The organism is Neptunicella plasticusilytica (genome assembly GCF_047922965.1).
In the GTDB taxonomy this organism is placed as follows: domain Bacteria; phylum Pseudomonadota; class Gammaproteobacteria; order Enterobacterales; family Alteromonadaceae; genus Neptunicella; species Neptunicella plasticusilytica.
In genome coordinates this window covers 864,566-883,208 of sequence record NZ_CP150481.1, presented here as the reverse complement: position 1 = coordinate 883,208, position 18,643 = coordinate 864,566, and the positions used below count along the sequence as shown (strand labels likewise).

10 protein-coding genes are annotated in these 18,643 nt (G+C 47.3%); 4 read left to right on the top strand and 6 right to left on the bottom strand.

Features of this window, described 5'->3' with window-relative positions:
• The first annotated feature begins 132 nt into the window (after positions 1–132).
• Positions 133–3,129, top strand: coding sequence for a TonB-dependent receptor (locus V1467_RS03865; RefSeq protein ID WP_416307490.1), 2,997 nt, complete (start codon positions 133–135; stop codon positions 3,127–3,129).
• Positions 3,130–3,565: 436 nt separating this feature from the next.
• On the opposite strand, the gene V1467_RS03860 is transcribed toward V1467_RS03865, so the two are convergent.
• Complete coding sequence (locus V1467_RS03860) at positions 3,566–4,312, bottom strand: SDR family NAD(P)-dependent oxidoreductase (RefSeq protein WP_416307489.1); 747 nt, start codon at positions 4,310–4,312, stop codon at positions 3,566–3,568.
• A gap of 250 nt (positions 4,313–4,562) precedes the next feature.
• On the opposite strand from V1467_RS03860, the gene V1467_RS03855 reads away from it, so the two are divergent.
• Positions 4,563–5,456: an alpha/beta hydrolase fold domain-containing protein gene (locus tag V1467_RS03855; RefSeq protein ID WP_416307488.1), complete on the top strand. Its 894-nt coding sequence runs from the start codon at positions 4,563–4,565 to the stop codon at positions 5,454–5,456.
• Between the two features lie 128 nt (positions 5,457–5,584).
• On the opposite strand, the gene V1467_RS03850 is transcribed toward V1467_RS03855, so the two are convergent.
• Together V1467_RS03850 and V1467_RS03845 are read right to left on the bottom strand one after the other, a co-directional pair.
• On the bottom strand, positions 5,585–8,767 hold the full coding sequence (locus V1467_RS03850; protein ID WP_416307487.1) for an efflux RND transporter permease subunit: 3,183 nt from the start codon (positions 8,765–8,767) through the stop codon (positions 5,585–5,587).
• Positions 8,768–8,769: 2 nt separating this feature from the next.
• The gene (locus V1467_RS03845) at positions 8,770–10,041 is read right to left on the bottom strand and encodes an efflux RND transporter periplasmic adaptor subunit (RefSeq protein WP_416307486.1); all 1,272 of its coding nucleotides are present in this window, start codon (positions 10,039–10,041) and stop codon (positions 8,770–8,772) included.
• Positions 10,042–10,183: 142 nt separating this feature from the next.
• Between V1467_RS03845 and V1467_RS03840 the strand changes: the two genes are divergently transcribed.
• Together V1467_RS03840 and V1467_RS03835 are read left to right on the top strand one after the other, a co-directional pair.
• A complete protein-coding gene (locus V1467_RS03840; RefSeq protein ID WP_416307485.1) occupies positions 10,184–11,173 on the top strand; it encodes a LysR family transcriptional regulator in 990 nt (329 codons plus the stop codon).
• Positions 11,174–11,283: 110 nt separating this feature from the next.
• Positions 11,284–12,198 (top strand): alpha/beta fold hydrolase, encoded by a 915-nt coding sequence (locus V1467_RS03835; RefSeq protein WP_416307484.1) that lies wholly within the window; start codon positions 11,284–11,286, stop codon positions 12,196–12,198.
• A 77-nt stretch (positions 12,199–12,275) separates the two neighbouring features.
• Here V1467_RS03835 and ggt read toward each other — a convergent pair whose 3' ends face one another.
• From ggt to pbp4b, 3 genes are all read right to left on the bottom strand, one after another.
• On the bottom strand, positions 12,276–13,925 hold the full coding sequence (gene ggt / locus V1467_RS03830) for a gamma-glutamyltransferase (protein WP_416307483.1): 1,650 nt from the start codon (positions 13,923–13,925) through the stop codon (positions 12,276–12,278).
• Between the two features lie 48 nt (positions 13,926–13,973).
• Positions 13,974–15,536, bottom strand: coding sequence for a serine hydrolase (locus V1467_RS03825; RefSeq protein ID WP_416307482.1), 1,563 nt, complete (start codon positions 15,534–15,536; stop codon positions 13,974–13,976).
• Positions 15,537–15,781: 245 nt separating this feature from the next.
• The gene (gene pbp4b / locus V1467_RS03820; RefSeq protein WP_416307481.1) at positions 15,782–18,280 is read right to left on the bottom strand and encodes a penicillin binding protein PBP4B; all 2,499 of its coding nucleotides are present in this window, start codon (positions 18,278–18,280) and stop codon (positions 15,782–15,784) included.
• Between the last annotated feature and the right edge of the window lie 363 nt (positions 18,281–18,643).

The following is an 18,643-nucleotide window of genomic DNA, read 5'->3' as shown; positions in this document are numbered from 1 at the left end:
TCCTGACATAAAATTGGTTTACCAATTTATATATATTGGACATACAACATTGTTGACAATTCGGTTTATATTGTCAATTATGTTAATTAAGTTGCGTTCATGTTAAAAATAAAGACTAGGGGATAATTAGAAATGTTTGCACAAATGACACCACTTAGCCGTACGATAAGAGCCATTATGCTTGCCGGGGCAATGATGCCAATTGGACTGACCAGTGTATCGGTAAAAGCAGATCCACAGCAGACCGAAGCACAGCAACCAACCACCACAAAGAGCGACCAAGAAAATAACGCTACCGCTGCCAAAGATGATGAAACTGAAGTTATTCTGGTAACAGGTTTCAGAAAAGTAGTACGCAGCTCTATTGATACCAAACGCACCAACAATGCCATCGTTGATGCCATATCAGCAGAGGATATCGGCGATCTGCCCGCCTTGTCGCTGAGTGAGGTACTGGAAACCATCACTGGTGCAGGCGGACACAGGGGTAAAGGCGGCGGTTCAGAAATCGCCATTCGTGGCTTGGGGCCGTTTTTGGGCGCCACCACCTTTAACGGCGGGCAAGCGTCGAACGGCAGTGGCGATCGTTCGGTCAACTTTAGTCAGTTCCCGTCCGAAGTCATTAATCGGGTAACGGTGTATAAATCCCAACAGGCCGATTTAATCGAAGGGGGTATTTCTGGCATTATCGATATCGGTACGGTTAAGCCACTGGACTATAATCGCCAGTTAATCCAGGGTGAAATCAAGGGAAGCTACAACGAATATGCCGATCGAATGGAGTTTGGCGACGCCATTGGTTTACGAGGTACTCTGTCCTATATCGACCAGTTCTCGACTGACAATTTAGGTGATATTGGTATTTCTGTGGGCTTGCAACGCAACTCCACCACCAACCCGCAAGACAGAATGTACGGCAGTTCGACCTGGTCAGCCTGTGACCAGACAGTGATTCCAGCGTCATTGGGGGATACCAGTAACAGCGATGCCAGAAGAGGTCGTTTCCAGCGTTGTACCAATGACGCCATCACCCCCGGTAGCGAAAATGCTGATAACCCGTTTTATCTGGTGCCCAACTCATTCGGGATTAGACAGCAAGGTGAAGAAGATACCCGCGACGCGATCTTTTTGGGTATGCAGTGGCAGCCTAACGACCGGCTGGAGATCAGCGCGGATACCCAGATATCTCTACGCGAATATACCGAAGATCGCCATGACCTGATTTTTGCCGATGCACGACGTATAGGTCCCAATATTCAGGTGGATGAAAATGGAGCCTTGCAATATTTCGAGGGTACCAGCCCGATGTCGGCAGACGGCGATTATTTTATTCGTAATGAAGACTACAAAGGCGGTCGCATCCATGCCGCATACGAAGCCACCGATCGTCTGAAACTGGATCTGGATTTTGCCTATTCTGATACTGTCAGAAACGACATGCGCAGACGCTCAAGACTGCGCTCCGATACGGTAGATATTTTCGGCAATCCGTTACCGCAAAAGGCGGACTTCCCTTCTACCTGGGGCGGCGAAGTGTATTACACCTGGGATAATACCGGTGGTAAGGATGTCCCGCTGATCACTGTTGATGAACGCTTTGATGTCACCAACCATGATCTTTACGCTGATGACGCCCAGTTATTACGTGATGAAACCGAATCAAATTATACTGTTAAAGCCATGGCGTTTGACGGTACCTATTTGATAGGAGAAGGCTGGCTGGATACGGTTAAAGCCGGAGTGCGCATCTCGCAGCTGGATTATAACGATACCTTTACCCGGGTTATCTATACTCAAACTGATCCGGAAGTCGATCGTATGGCGAATCAGGCTTGTCGCACCGAATTTCCGCAAGAAGACTTCTTAAGCGGCGCTGACGGTGCCAATATTACCGAGTTTGCCACCTTTGATACTTTGTGTTTATTTGAACAATACACCGGCGCACAAGATCTGGAGGTTCCTGATGAATTGCTTATCGATCCGGCCAATGTCGATGTAACCGAAAAAACCTATGCCGGTTATGTGATGGCTAATTATGATGTTTTGCTGGGTGATAAATCATTACGCGGTAACTTCGGTGTCCGTTTTGTTAAAACCGTGGTGGAATCGACAGGTTTGAAAACCGCGCTTACCATCCAACCTGTGGGGGACAACGGGGCATTTAATGTGGTGGCCGACGGTAGCAGCTATGACAATATCACCTATAAACATGACACCTTTGATGTGCTACCCAGTGTCAACGGTATATACGAAATCCGCGACGATCTGTTGTTGCGCGGCGCAATTTATCGTGCACTGGCCCGCCCCGATCCCAGCGCATTTGGGGCCGGCAGAAACTTCCGCACCAACTCTGACGAAAACGGCTTTACCTCGATTGAAGAAGCTATCAGCAGTGTGACCGCCGAAGGCAGCCCTGAACTGGAACCGTTACGCGCCTGGAACTACGATCTGTCGCTGGAATGGTATCCGAATGAAGATACCTTATTAAGTATTGCCACCTACTACAAAAAATTTGAAGGGGGCGTGATCCCTGTAGTCGAAGACGAGACCTTTGTGATTGACGGTCAGTCTGTCACGGTGCCGGTTCAGACCGACCAGTCCACCGACGAGACGTCCAGCCTGTTTGGTGTCGAAATCAGTATTGCCAATACCTTTGACTGGTTACCCGCGCCCTTTAACGGGCTCGGCACCAAGATAGGCTATAACTACGCCGATACCGATTATGAAACAGAAGATATCCTGTTAGGCGATCAATATAACCCGGAAACGGGTGAAGTAGCGCAAGGGCTGATTGCACCGGCCGGACTGTCTGGTGCGGCAAAACACAGTTTGTCAGCCCAGTTGTTCTATCAGATTGGTGATTTCAACTTCCAGGGAATTTACAATTACCGACAACACTACTTCCAGGCCTTCGTAGGCGGTAATTCCCAATTACGCTACGTACCCAATGTGAACACGCTTAACTTGAGAGCCACCTACCGGGTGTCACCCAAGCTCAAGTTGCAGCTTGACGCGATTAACGTCACTGACGAGCCCAGGGTTGACTATATGCCGGTAATGAATAGCTTCCGTGACTATCAGGTTTTCGGTACCACCTACTACCTGAGTGCCCGCTACAAGTTTAATTAAACCTTATAGCCAACATGAAACACCGGGTGATAATACATTACCCGGTGTTTTTTTATGCCTTTCGCGATTGTCGTGCCAAGCTATGCTGTTAGTCGAACATAAACTGCCTCTCAACAATTAGCATTAACCTGATGTGATGATCTTCTCCCGTTTTGATTGTTGGTTTCAGTTCAATCATGGCACATGGCTTACGCTTGGATGCCGAATCAGGGACGAGACCAACACATCAGGTTACTTGGATTTCCGCCGGGTTTATTACTTGTGAGTCCCGATTTGTATCGCTCTGGGCAGTTAGCATAACAGCGCGGCTTGGCTGTCCACTGCGCAGTCAAAATAAACAGATAGCTGATTTAACCTTAACAAGGTAAAGAACGGAGCATAAAAAAGCCATGCGCTGCATGGCTTAACAAAGATAATTGAGGGATGGGAGAATAATTTACGAAAACAGAATGCCGCCGTTAATATCGATGCAGTTACCTGTCATATAGGACGATTCATCAGATGCCAGGAAACCGACCAGTTTGGCCACTTCCTCGGAATTACCCTCACGCTTCAGCGCAGTACCCGCTGCCACTTTGCCACGCACTTCATCGGTGGTGAAAGTATCGTGAAAACCGGTACTGATCATGCCGGGACACAGGCTATTAACCCGAATATCCGGCCCTAACTCTTTGGCCAGGCCACGGGTGAAGGTCATTATGGCTCCCTTTGAGGTGGCATACGCGGCGGCCCCCGGCCCACCGCCATCACGACCGGCCTGGGACGCAAAGGTGACGATGCTGGCACCACTTGTCAGATGAGGAATACAGGCACGACTCATCAAAAATAACGAAGTCAGATTGACGTCCATCACATTGTGCCAATGACTGAGAGCCATTTCGGCAATTTTGACCCGCTTCAGCAGGCCACCAGATACGTGAATCAAACAATCTATCTGACCAAATTCATCTAATGCTGTCTGAACAGTTTTATCAACGTTATCCTGTAGGGTTAAATCAGCTTGCAATGCAATGGCCTGGCCTCCTATTTTTTTAATCTGCTCGACTGCACTGATTGCGGTGTCTTTACTGGAATGATAAGTCAGTACAACTTTTGCCCCTCGCTCTGCCAGTTCAATAGCACAAGCTCGACCTATATCTCGGCCGCCACCCGCCACTATTGCCACTTTGCCTTTCATATTCATATCGCTTTCTCCACAAATAAATTACTGCTAAATAACCCCGCCTATCATTCGCTGACAAAGCACCGCACACTCCACCAACCTAATTAACTCTGGGGTAACATTGTTTAAATTAAACAATTAGACACACAATTGTCAACCAATTATTAATATTTGGCTTTACCAATATTACTCACTGAATTGACCAATGTTATTTATGTGTTATAAATGTTGTTGCTATTGATATTGTTACCAACAAATATGGGAATAAAACATGCTAAAACCCTTTACGCTTTTACTGTTATTCGGCTACGCCGGCATGGCATTCGCGGCAGACCCGGCGAGCTTTATCACGCCCAAGTTACCCAAAGGTGTCAGTTACTTACATGATGTGCCTATTGGCAAGATTGACGGAGTGACACTGAGTATGGAGATTGCTTTGCCTGCCGTAGTCAACTCAAAACCACGACCGGCTCTGGTGGCCATTCATGGCGGTGCCTGGCGTAAAGGCAACAAAAACAAATTTGCCGGTAAAATCATCAGCTTTGCCAAACAGGGCTATGTAGGCGTGTCTCTCATGTATCGCCTGGCTCCTGACTACCAGTTTCCGGCCCAGGTTGAGGATGTCAAAGCCGGGATCCGCTTTCTCAAGGTCCATCACCAACAATACGCGATTGATCCTGACAGGATTATTGCCATCGGTGCATCGGCCGGAGGTCATCTGGCAACCATGCTTGGCACAACAGGCAATGATGACAGTTTTAACCAGCACGGATTGTGGACAGATGTGGATTCATCGGTTTTTGCAGTAGTGAATTTTTCCGGCCCAACCACCAATTTTCTGTCCGACTTCAGTATAAACTGGTCTTCTATGGCACTTTTTTTAGGTGGCAACCCCAAAGAAATCCCGAACATTGCCCGGGCCGCCATGCCCATTACCTATCTGGATAAAAATGATCCACCCATTTTTATCGCGCATGGCGATGCAGACAAGATTGTTCCTGTTCAAATGAGCCGGGATCTGGCTAAAGCCTATCAAGCGCTAGGAATACACTACGAATATCACGAACTGGCTGGTGGTGGACACAGCCTAAAACCGACCCATCCGCAAATATTCAACCAGTCACTTGAATTTATTGCCCAGTTGCTGAAACAGGCAGAAGAATAAAAACGAGGCAGCTTGCCAGCACCACAAACCAGATTAAGGAGCGGCGTTTGTGGATAGACAAGTGCCTCTAAAGAAGTATCTGCAACGGCTTAATTTGGAGTGGTCACCGTCGCAGATACTACGCTAGCTCAGGCAGCGTTTTGCTGTTTGGAATGGGAAGCATTTTCTAGCTTGTGGGTATTACGCCGGGCCGCCCGGCGTCTGACCAGATGATAAAACAGCGGTGTCAGCAATAACCCGAAGAAGGTAACCCCCAGCATACCGGAAAATACCGCCACCCCCATGGCGTGACGCATCTCGGCGCCTGCACCGGTAGCCAGTACCATAGGGACAACCCCCATAATAAAGGCAAAAGAGGTCATCAAAATGGGGCGTAAACGCAAGCGGGTAGCTTCCATAATCGCTTCCATCAACGTCAGGCCCTGATCTTCTTTTTCCTTGGCAAACTCGACAATCAGAATGGCATTTTTGGTCGCCAGTCCCACCAGTACAATCAAACCTATCTGGGTGAAAATATTGTTGTCGCCATTGGTTAATATCACCCCGGTCATCGCAGACAACAAGGTCATAGGTACAATCAGGATAATCGCCAGGGGTAAACTGATACTTTCATACTGCGCGGCCAATACCAGAAAGACCAGAATGACGACCAGCGGGAAGACCAGAAACGCAGTATTACCGGCCAGAATTTGCTGATAGGTTAAATCAGTCCATTCATAGCTCATTCCAATCGGTAACGTCTCGTCCAGTATTTTCTCGATGGCCGCTTGCGCCTCACCGGAGCTGAAACCGGGTGCCGCGGCACCGTTAATTTCAGCCGTGGTATAGCCGTTATAGTGCATCACCCGATCCGGTCCGGCCGAATGACTGACTTTCACAAACGAGCCCAGCGGGATCATGTCGCCACGGTTATTGCGTACTTTCATCTGGCCAATCTGCTCCGGCTCCTGTCTGAAGGTATCCTTGGCCTGAATATTGACCTTGTAGTTACGTCCAAACTGGTTGAAATCGTTGACATACAACGACCCCAGATAGATTTGCATGGTGGAGAAAATATCGTTGATTGCCACACCTTGCGCCTTGGCTTTTTCCCGATCAATTTCGACCGTCAGTTGCGGCACATTCACCTGATAGCCAGAGAAAATGCCGGCCAGTTCTGGCGTTGCCCAGGCTTTCTGGATCACTTGCTGAGTCACTTTATACAGTTCCTCGTAGCCCATATTGCCGCGATCCTGAATTTGCAACTTGAAACCACCAATGGTTCCCATGCCTTGTACAGGAGGAGGCGGGAAAATGGCCACAAAAGCATCCTGAATACTACCGAACTGTTGCCCCAGACTGCCGGCAATGGCATTGGCCGACAATTCAGCAGACTTACGTTCGGCAAAAGGCTTTAAGGTCACAAACACAATGCCGCTATTCGGGCTGTTGGTAAAACCGTTAATACTTAAGCCGGGAAATGCTACAGCGGATTCAACCCCCGGATGCTCCAGCGCAATGCGTGACATTTCACGGATCACCTGTTCTGAGCGATCCAGGGAGGCGGCATCGGGCAGTTGTGCAAAGGACACCAGATATTGTTTGTCCTGCCCTGGCACATAGCCGGTGGGAGTCGACACAAACTGGCCGTAAGTTAAGGCCAGCAATCCGGCGTACAACATCAACACAATACCGCCCGAACGGATAATTTTTTTTACACCAAAAGCATAGGCTTTACCACCTCGGGCAAACAGGCGATTAAAGGGGTTAAATAACCAGCCACCTAACAATTTATCAATCAAGCGGGACAAACCATCTTTAGGTGCGGCATGATCTTTTAACAGAACCGCCGCCAGCGCCGGACTCAATGTCAATGAGTTAATCATCGAGATAACCGTTGATATGGTGATCGTCAGCGCAAACTGGCTATAAAACTGGCCGGTCAATCCCGACATAAAGGCTGTCGGAATAAATACCGCCCCTAACACCAGAGTAGTGGCGATAATGGGCCCGGTCACCTCACCCATGGCTTTTTTGGTGGCTTCAACAGGTTTTAATCCTTCACTGATATTTCGCTCGACGTTTTCGACCACCACGATGGCGTCATCCACCACGATACCAATCGCCAGCACCAGCCCAAACAGGGAGAGGGCATTAAGTGAAAAGCCCAACAAATGCATGATAGCGAAGGTACCTACCAGCGATACCGGCACTGCCACCAATGGAATAATCGACGCACGCCAAGTCTGTAAAAACAGTACCACCACAAATACCACCAGCAGTAACGCTTCAAACAGCGTTTTTACCACGGCCTCAATAGAGCCGCGCACAAACACCGTGGGGTCGTAAACAATCGAATAGTCCACTCCGGCAGGAAAATACTGTTTCAACTCGGCCATTTTAGCCCGTACGTCATCCGAAATCTGGATGGCATTGGAGCCGGGACGCTGAAAGATGGGAATCGCCACCGCTGACTTGTTATTCAGCAAGGAACGCAAGGCGTAATAATCCGCGCCCATTTTCACCTCGGCAATGTCCTTAAGATGGGTAATTTGTCCCTGCTCACCGACTTTAATCACGATATTACTGAATTCTTCCTCGCTGCTTAACCGGCCTTTAATATTGATCAGCAACTGGAACTCACTGTCACCGGTCGGTTGCGAGCCTAAACTTCCCGCGGCAGCCTGCTTGTTTTGTTCCTGAATAGCTGCCACCACGTCAGTGGCACTGAGCCCTAGAGCGGCAACTTTGTCCGGATCCAGCCACACCCGCATACTGTATTCACCAGCCCCAAATAAACGGACTTCACCGACACCGTTTAACCCGGCCAGCTCATCTTTAACGTACAAGTTGGCGTAATTGGATAAATACAACATATCGTACTGATCATTGGGTGAGGTCAAATGCACCACCATGGTCAGGTCCGGCGACGATTTCTGGGTTACCACACCAAGCTGTTGTACCTCTTGCGGCAAACGCGGCAATGCACGGTTCACCCGGTTTTGCACCAGGGTCTGGGCCTTGTCAACATCGGTACCGATAGCAAAGGTAATGGTCAGCGTCATGCGTCCATCTGAAGTTGCCTGCGAAGACATATACAGCATGTCTTCGGTGCCTTTAATAGCCTGTTCCAGCGGCGTAGCCACCGTTTCAGCAATGACTTTAGGGTTGGCACCGGGATAAGTGGCGTTAACCACCACCGTAGGGGGTACCACTTCAGGGTATTCGGTAATAGGCAATTGCCACATGGCAATCGCACCGGCGATAAAGATAATCAGCGATATCACACCGGCGAATATCGGTCGGTGAATAAAAAACTGGGAGAATTTCATTATTAGCCTCCTACAACCGTATTGCCGACTAGACGTTCCACCGCAACACTGGCGGTTTCATCTGCTTGTTGCTCGGCCATTTGTTGAGCGGCATCAATACGTTGCTGTAGCGAGTGGATCCTGTTTATGGTTTGCTCTGCGACCATATCCACGTCTTGCGGTGTAACGGTAGCGCCAGGTCTGACCCGCTGTAATCCATTTACCACTATTTTTTCACCGGCGGATAAACCTGACTTGATAATGCGTAATCCATGTAACTTCTCGCCCAGTTCCACAGCCCGATATTGCAAGGTATTGCTGTCATCCAGCACCAGGACAAATTTGTTGTTCAAATCCGTGCCAATGGCCTTGTCATCAATCAGGATACCGTTGTAGCTGGCGCTACCTACCAACTTCAGACGGGCAAACAGGCCCGGGATCAGACTACCGTCCTGGTTATCAAAAATCGCGCGGCCACGAATAGTGCCGGTGCTGGCATTGACACTGTTGTCCAGAAAATCCAGCTGTCCCGTATAACGGAATTCGGCATCGTTAGCCAACGCCATCATCACCGGGCTGGGGTTACTTCTGGAACTGGGACGCTCGCCCTGCTGAGCCAATTTGGTGTATTTCAGATAAGTTTGTTCATCTGCATCAAAATAGGCATACACTTTTTGAGTTGACACTATGCTGGTTAATACACTTTCACCGGCGGTCACATAATTACCTTTAGTGATCAAAGCGTTAGAAACACGACCAGCTATAGGCGCCTCAACCCGGGTATAACCCAGATTCAGTTTGGCCAAATCCAGCGCCGCACCGACAGACTCGACTTTAGCTTTAGCTTGCTGCACATTCGCCAGACGACTATCCAGTAGTTCAGCTGAAATAGCTTGCTTAGCCGACAATTCAACAGCGCGTTTATGCTCACGCTCAGCTAAATCCTGTTGGCTCTGTGCATAAAGTAAATCGGCTTTTAACCTTTTGACTTCCGCTTTGAACTGACGATTTTCAATTAAAAACAAGGTATCACCGGCATTTACCATACTGCCTTCTTTAAATGCCACGATATCTACATAACCCGATACTCTGGGACGCAACTCCACGGTTTGCGGCGCCTGAATACGGCCAGTAAATTCATCCCACTCGGTCAGACGTTCATTAACCACAGTCGCCACGCTTACTTGTGGAGCAGGAATATTAGGTTGCTGTTCCGACTCCGCTGTTCCACAGGCACTTAACAAACTTACCAGGCTGACGAACAATAACGATTTTACAATCAAAGGGGTTTTCATAACTTTTAGCTCCTCAACCAAAATGTTTTCGACGGAGTGCAGTATGGCCGCCCTAATGCAATAAAAATAATTATATATTCATATAGAATACATCACACAAAGTGATGTATAATAAATCATCATTCAAACACAGGTGATAAAGATGAGACCACAAGAACTGAATCTATTGATGGTGTTCGATGCCGTAATGACAGAGCGATCCATAACTCGGGCAGCCGATCGGCTAGCCATGACTCAACCGGCTGTTTCAAACGCTGTAAGCCGAATGCGAGCGGTTTGGAAAGATGAACTTTTTGTTAAAGACGGTCGCAACATCCAACCCACCGTTTATGCGCAAAATTTATGGAATCAGGTAAAACATCCTTTAGGTCAATTGGCCGATGCTGTCGATCCTCGCGAATTTGATCCTGCCACTGCCAAGCGATCTTTCCGTATATCCATGGCTGATATCTTTGTCGATATGTTGTGGGCACCTTTGCGTCAAGTTATTGAACGAGAAGCGCCAGGAATCGATATTCATGCTATTCCCTATACGCTAACCAATGCCGAGCAATTACTCGATGATGCCCGGGTAGATATGGTGGTTGGCGCTATTTCAAACGCGCCAAGTGTTATACGTAGTGAGCATTTGCTAACTCCTTGCTACGTTTGTGCCATGCGTCCGGGTCACGAACTGGCTAAAGCCAACCTTAGTGTCGAAGAGTTCGCCGCCGCCGACCATTTATTGGTATCACTTTCTGGTGATCCCACTGGTATGACAGATACTGCCTTATTACAACAAGGACTGAGCCGTCGAATCGCCTGTACTGTTAATCATTTCTCTGCTGTGGTGCCGTTATTAAAAAACAGCAACCTTATTGCCGTGGTTCCCACTGCCACTGTAGAGCGAGCCATTATAAATGGCGAGTTATCCGCCACCCGCGCCCCCTTGGAGTTACAGATGGCACAATTATCCAGCCTCTGGCATAAACGTCAGGACAGAGATGGCGGTTTAATCTGGCTACGTAAACATATCAAGAATATTGTCGCCGAAGACGCGATCCGCCATAACCAGGTTATGGAGCAGTTTTTATGTAAAAACAAGCGCTGTATGGCTCAGGCACAGCAAAACAAACTTAAGAAGGCAAGCTAGGCGGTTTTTCACCTTTTGTTACACTTGACCATACATCATGGGATTGCAATATATCTTGGCTAACTGGATGATAGATAAAGGAATTATCTATCCATAATAAGGTGGTCTTGATGAACAAAATAACAACCCTGCTGCTGCTTGCCTTATGTTGTTTTAATCTGTCAGCTGAGGAGCAAACAGTACAAGACAATTTTTTAGTAACCGATGACGGCACAGAATTATTTGTTAAAAAATCCGGTCAGGGGCCGGTGTGTATTTTCATCCATGGTGGTCCCGGCGCCTGGAGCCAATCGTTTGAACAACTAAAAGGCAACCGCCTGGAAGACCAGCTAACGATGATTTATTACGACCAGAGAGGCAGCGGTCGTTCAGCAAAATCCAAAAGTGGTGATTATTCGCTGGACAGAATGGTCAAGGATATCGAGTTAATTCGTCAGCACTACCATGCCAGCGATATCTATCTGATGTCACATTCATTTGGCGGCATATTAGCGGTCAACTACGCACAACACTTCCCTGAACATATTAAGGGCTTGATTCTGGCCAATTCCACCTTAAATCTGACCTACTCTCTCAACAATCAGATTGATTATGTTAACCAACTATTGGGCACTGACTTTAAACCATCGGACAATCGGCCTGATTCAGTGATGTCTACTTTTATGCAGGCCAGAAAAGCGTTATCTGACAAAGGCTTATCCTACAAAGTGCTGTCCGGTCAACAAAGCAGTGTTGAGCTGGTTAATGCGATAGATGAAAAAAGTCCCAGTGATTATGATTTTTCCAAACACGCTTTTCAGATTGATGACTACTGGCAGGATTATACCACCATCACTGCTCAAATTGAGGTTCCGACATTAGTGATAAGCGGCATGCAGGATCATTCAGTGGGCGAACAACATTATCAATCGTTTCATTTTAGTCATATGCAAATCAAGCAGATAGATGGTGGACATCTGTTGTACTATGAAAATAGCGACCCATTTATCCAGTCTGTTTTTGAATTTGTTCAACGCACGAAATAACCATCTTCAAACAGGCTGCAAACAAAACGCCCGGCATTGCCGGGCGCTTTAAACTGGTTTGCTTGGGACCCTGGCAACTAGAAAACGTAGGACTGTCCGCGACCGCTGCGTTCGGATGCCGCATCGAGCTTGCCATCGCGATTAATAATCGTCTGTAGGTCGCCAAAATGACGGTTATCCAGTTTGTATCCCATATCCTTAAGTTCACTTTCTACTTGTGGCTTTAATCCGTCATGATAACGGATCACGTCTTTGGGCCACAGTTGATGATGGAAACGGGGGCTATTGACAGCTTGTTCGGCATTCATGTTATAGACCACCGCATTCAGAATCGACTGGTACACCGAACTCATAATAGTGGTGCCGCCGGGCGAGCCTGTCACCATAAAGATTTTGCCGCCTTTTAATAAAATAGTAGGTGTCATGGATGACAACATACGTTTATGTGGCTGGATCTCGTTGGCTTTACCGCCAATAGCACCAAATACATTTGCCACACCGGGTTTGGCACTAAAGTCATCCATTTCGTTGTTAAGAATAAAACCGGCACCTTCAACCACTACGCCGCTGCCAAAACCGAGATTGATAGTCGTAGTGTTAGACACGGCATTACCATACTGATCCACAATGGAGAAATGGGTGGTTTCTTCGCTTTCATGCAAACCGGGTTTTACCTGCTCAGATACCGATATTTTATCGGTATCAACTTGTCCTGACCGCTTGGCAATATAATCTTTGTCAATTAACTGTTTCACCGGCACGTCGTAAAAGTCCGGATCCCCAAGATACTGGGCTCGATCGGCAAAAACCCGCTTGCCTATTTCTGCCAGAATATGAATATATTGGCTGCTGTTATGTGCCATGGCAGGTAATTCTGCGCTAACGTTCTGATACATTTTTAGCCACTGCAGGATCGCAATGCCACCGGAGCTGGGGGGGGGTGAAGTTAGCACCTGGTACTCGCGCCAGTCAGACTGAATAGGGGTACGTTGCTGGGCCTGGTAGGCAGCTAAATCCTGCTGATTGATAATGCCACCGGCTTTTTGCATAAAAGCGGCAATAATCTCGGCAGTCTGACCTTTGTAAAAACCATCGTAGCCCTGATCGCGAATACGTTCGAGGGTGGCGGCCAGTTCCGGCTGCTTGAACACTTCTCCGCCTACGGCATGACCAAAATAGCTGGCAAAATTAAGTTTGATGCCTTTTTTATCCATGCGTTTGATATAGCGATCGATATAACCGGCCAGTCGTTCTGGCATCACAAAACCTTGTTTGGCCAAATCTACCGCCGGTTGTACCAGGGTTTTCCATGGCAACGAACCGTGTTTTTGGTGCGCCAGCCACATACCGGATACGGTTCCCGGCACACCTGAAGCAAAAATACCGTACAAGGATTTATTCGGGATCACGTTTTTATGTTTGTCCAGATACATATCCCGGTCAGCTGCTGTAGGCGCTTTTTCACGGTAATCAATAAAATCGGCTTTGTTGTCTTTATATACCAGCATAAAACCGCCACCGCCGATATTGCCGGCTTCAGGCAGGGTGACCGCCAGAGTAAACTGAGCGGCAATGGCAGCATCAACGGCGTTGCCGCCCTGCTGTAAAATGCTTTTGGCCACGTCGGCACTGAATTTATCCGGCATTGCCACCGCGGCCTGCTCTTTGGCCGATAATATGGGGCAAACAAACAATGCCAAGACAACATACACAATACGCAATGTCATGATTCTTCCTATATTTTTGAAAGGGCGAGTTGATTGTTCATCATCGCCCTAAGGTAACTTTTTAAAATCCAGATCCTGAAAATCGTAACTGAAATCAATATCCTCTGATTCCGGCAGCAGCAACATTTGCTTGATTTGCCCTTTATCATCACGATTAAAAATGGCAAATACATCGGCCTCCAGACTGCGATCATTCCACTTCACCAGAAACTTGTCCTCGGCCACCGGCGACATCTTTCCAACCAGTTGCGTCACTCGCTCAGAACTCATAACAAGTTTTTGATCCTGCAAAGAAATACTGAATATACCCAACCAGGGATCCTGATAACGGCCAGCATAGTCCGTTAGTTTGTGTTGATTATCAAGGTGATACAACGCAGGTTTTGCCTGATTCGACCTATGCTCTGCCGCCTCTTCACTACTTTTAGGTTGAGGAATGAACTCCGCAATCCAATCATGCGGTTCAACGGGTAAATAGGATTTCATAATCGCATACATCATGGCACTACGGGCGTTACTGGACTGCTGGTTTAACATGACAACAATCCCCAGATCGAGTTCCGGAAAAAAACTGACATAAGAATACATTCCCGCCAAACTGCCGGTATGATGCACGCGCAAATAACCGTTAACATCATTCAGGCGCCAGCCTAGCCCATAGGTACTAAAATGGGTGTTATTGCGGCGCTTATCACTGTTATACACCGGCATAATGGTTTCAGATGACCACATGGCCTGATGCTGCTCAACCGAGAATAATTGCTTGTTACCCGCATAACGACCTTCATCCAGCTGCAATTGCAACCAGATCAACATGTCGTTCAGGCTGCATTTAATGCCGCCAGCGGCAGATGATACCGCCGGGCCATCACGCTCCGGCCGCTCGATCAGTTGTAATTGTCCTTCGACAATACCATGCGGTTTGGCCATATCGGCCATCTTGTCCGCAGCCACTTTGCCAGCAAAACAGTGTTGCATACCCAAAGGTTGCATAATGCGTTGCTCGACAAAATCTTCCCACTGCAAACCGGTAATAGCCGGAATAAGTTCACCGGCAACAATATACAGCAGGTTATCATAGGCGTAACTGGCGCGGAATTCGCCTGCAGGCTTGAGATAACGCAGGTTATGGATCACTTCCTGACGACTGAAACTGGACGGCTTGGGCCAAATCATCAAGTCACCGGCTCCCAGACCCAAACCGCTGCGGTGGGTAAGTAAATCCTTGATAATAAAGTGTTCAGTGATCCAGGCATCATGCAATTTGAAATCGGGTAAATACTTGACCACCTTGTCATCCCAGCGGATTTTGCCTTCATCCACTAAAATAGCCAATGCTGCGGCAGTAAAGGCTTTAGTATTAGACGCAATTTTAAATAGGCTGTTACGATCAATTTTTTGCTCAGGCTGGTTAATATTTTTTACCCCGTAGCCTTTGGCATGCACCACTTTACCCTGGTACACCACACCAACGGCTGCACCGGGCACAGAGAACTCCTGCATTACCCGTTGCGCCACCTGATCGATTTGCTCATTGGTTAAAGGCGTTGCCTGATTCGCTTGCAGCGACAAGGGCAACAGTAAGCAGATACCAAGAAACACTTTACGCATTATTATTTTCCTTTGAATTAAATATTCATCTCACAAAGCCGTAAAAAAATTAAGGCTAGTCTTCCCCGCCTGTTATTAGCGGGGATCCAGAATTTTCTACTCGGCTCTAGACCTAAACAATGCATCCCGTTCCGGCTCAGAAGACAACCGGAATGACGAACACCACCGGGATGACTACCCTAACCGCTGCACCTTAGCGTGATGCGGTTAGCTCGTGACTCGAAGCTCATCGCCCGAAATCATTATTATTTTTTATCCAACACCGCTTCATAGATCAGTGATACCACACTACCGTACTTACCGGTTTCAAATTGTTTACCAAGAAATTCGTAATGTTTGTCATCCCCTTCAATCAGGGTATGACGGGCGTTGGTCAGTAAAATAATCGCCAGATCATGCTCGGGATCGATCACCGTTACTGTCCCCGTCCAACCGGTATGGCCAAAGGCTAATGGACTGGCGTAAGGGCCAAAGTGCCATTTGATTTCGCCATTACTGGCCCGGCGCCAGCCCAGGCCGAAACTGCCATCACCGTCATCCGGTTTAACAAACTGATCAAACACATCCTGATTAAATATTTGTTTTTGCCCGTAACCACCGCGATTGAGCAGCGCCTGGGATAACACGGCAATATCCGCCGCAGTAGAAAATAACCCGGCATGTCCTGCGACACCCCCTAACGAATAAAAGGCTTTTTCATCATGCACTTCGCCCTGCAATACATAGGTACGGATATTGTCGTAATCCACGCGCCCACCGCGGCTGGTACCGTGAATTTCAGTGGCCGCGAATTGCTGCTTGGAATAACCTTTTTTAAGCGGATTAAACAGGGTGTTGGGCAAATCCAGCGGTTGATATATTTGATGTTCCACATAGCTGTCCAGCGGCATGCCGCTGATTCGCTCAACTAACAGACCCAGCAACATATAGTCGGTGTCGCTGTACATACGTTTGGTACGACGCCCTACTTCAAAGGGCACTTTGGTTAATAATAGCTGTTTGGTTCGTTCGCTATTTTGCGAGAAAAACGCCTCGCCCAAATTATTTTCCGGAGTAAAAAACCTTACCTGAGGCGCGTAACCGGCGTTATGGGTTAATAAATCCTTAACCAGACGAGTTTCGCGACCTCCTCCCCGATACTCTGGCAAGTATTCCATCAGCGGTTTATTTACATCCAGTTTGCCTTCGCTGACTAACTTCATCAACGCCAGATTGGTCGCAAACATTTTGGTATTGGAGGCCAGATCAAATAATGTCTGTTTGTGCATTGGCACAGGCTCTGACAACAACATCCCGCCATCTGCGTATTTGCGTGCATAGCCATAGGCACTGTGTTTCAGGATCTTGCCGTCCTTGACTATCATCAACACCGCGCCGGGAAAGCCATTATCAATGTCGGCTTTAATCAACTGGTCCACTTTGTTAAAGCGCTGCTGATTTTGAGCGGTGGCATCCACCAGTTCCGGGTAAGGAATGCGGATATTTAAACTGGCCCCTTCGGGCAAGACGTTTTCTACCCGCAAGGTGTTATCTTCATCTTTGGTGCGACGCGCAAGGCTGTATTGATAACGCTGATAGGGCTTAAGCGGAAGATCGATATTCAGTTTTTCACCATTGACATAAATATCTGCCGATGTGGCATCCAGATTATCAATAATGATCTCGCCACGCCCCTGATAAGCTTTAAAAATAGCCCTGTCGTTAACCAGTTCACGGCTACTACGATTTTGTTCCGGAAAGATTTGATCAATCTGGCCGTTTTTCATCGCTATAACCGGCTGCTCGGGTGCCAGTTTTTCTTGTTCGTAACGCTCAAGTAATCGGTTTAGCTTGTCAGGAAAATATTTATCCAGCAATGCAAATAACGCTGCTGCTGTTTTGGTATCGGCTTCGCCCGAGACTTGCCAGGGCAAAAAATGCATCTGGAAAGCAGATAACGTATCCAATGTTTGCTGATCAAACTGGCCTGTCTCCAGTACACCATAACCATAATCATGCAAGGCATGCTGCACCAAACCTATGGTAGGCGGATACTGATTAAATAACTGCCAGTATTTGTCTACTGTCTCATTGTCATACCAGGCACCAATACCGGCTTTATACAGCTGATACCAGGGGAAACGCGGACCAGGGTCGTTCTTTCTGGTTGGGGCAATATCGGCATGACCGATAATTGCGGTAGGTTCAATATCGGGATTGCGCGCCAGTATCTGTTTGGATAATTCAATTAATAATTCAATCTGTTTTGGATCGTAGTCAGGGAAAATACACATCCGATCCACGCCATTCTCATACTGCTCTGAAATGATTTCGCTTTGCACCGGTGTTGCCCTGTTACATTGCGGTACATTAACAATTTCAATACCAATAGACTGGTCGTTGATTCCGTCCCGTCCCTGCCAGTGGCTATAACCGGCATGCCAGGCCCGTTCGCTCTCATCTACCAGTTGCAATACTTTCAATTCATCATCAGGATAACTGGGATCATAACGTTCAGGGATCAGATAGTGCGCACTCAATCCCCCTTCATCAACCAACGCAGTCACCGACTGCTCATAATCAATTGCGGTAAAATGCATGACTAAAAACTTAATCCGCTGGCTGTAATTATGCGATTGCATTTTTTCCAGAGGAAAGCTGGCGCAGCTAAGTAACCCGACACCAATAGCGGCGATCAGAATATATCTAATCCATAATGAGCGCGGTAAAGCAAAGGGAAAGTGTCGGTAGCGATGTTTATGCATTGTTATTATCACTCTATAAAGAATAAAAAATTTCTGTATTTATATCATCAAGGAATAAATATTCCACATTATTATTTTTGTCCTACAAAAATTTGTAAGCCTGATAGATTGAATATCAGTCCCAATTTTGTCCCCTCCAAGTCACCAGATACAGGTTACTCTACTGGAATAATAACATCTTAAGAGTTCAGAAAAACAAGATAACTAATTTAGCGCTTTTTTGCATATCTAATATAACAAAATGCGCTATTGAGGCTTTGCCGTAATCCACAATCTAACTGTTTACAATTCTGTTACATTGCTAGCCAATCACAGTTAAATCTTTGCAGTTGCTCAAACTGTGAATTTGAGCCTTGTTTGATT

Bases quoted from the DNA above. Each gene is read 5' to 3' on its own strand.
- V1467_RS03865 (WP_416307490.1), top strand. From the start codon at position 133: ATGTTTGCACAAATGACACCACTTAGCCGTACGATAAGAGCCATTATG.
- V1467_RS03860 (WP_416307489.1), bottom strand. From the start codon at position 4,312: ATGAATATGAAAGGCAAAGTGGCAATAGTGGCGGGTGGCGGCCGAGAT.
- V1467_RS03855 (WP_416307488.1), top strand. From the start codon at position 4,563: ATGCTAAAACCCTTTACGCTTTTACTGTTATTCGGCTACGCCGGCATG.
- V1467_RS03850 (WP_416307487.1), bottom strand. From the start codon at position 8,767: ATGAAATTCTCCCAGTTTTTTATTCACCGACCGATATTCGCCGGTGTG.
- V1467_RS03845 (WP_416307486.1), bottom strand. From the start codon at position 10,041: ATGAAAACCCCTTTGATTGTAAAATCGTTATTGTTCGTCAGCCTGGTA.
- V1467_RS03840 (WP_416307485.1), top strand. From the start codon at position 10,184: ATGAGACCACAAGAACTGAATCTATTGATGGTGTTCGATGCCGTAATG.
- V1467_RS03835 (WP_416307484.1), top strand. From the start codon at position 11,284: ATGAACAAAATAACAACCCTGCTGCTGCTTGCCTTATGTTGTTTTAAT.
- ggt (WP_416307483.1), bottom strand. From the start codon at position 13,925: ATGACATTGCGTATTGTGTATGTTGTCTTGGCATTGTTTGTTTGCCCC.
- V1467_RS03825 (WP_416307482.1), bottom strand. From the start codon at position 15,536: ATGCGTAAAGTGTTTCTTGGTATCTGCTTACTGTTGCCCTTGTCGCTG.
- pbp4b (WP_416307481.1), bottom strand. From the start codon at position 18,280: ATGCATAAACATCGCTACCGACACTTTCCCTTTGCTTTACCGCGCTCA.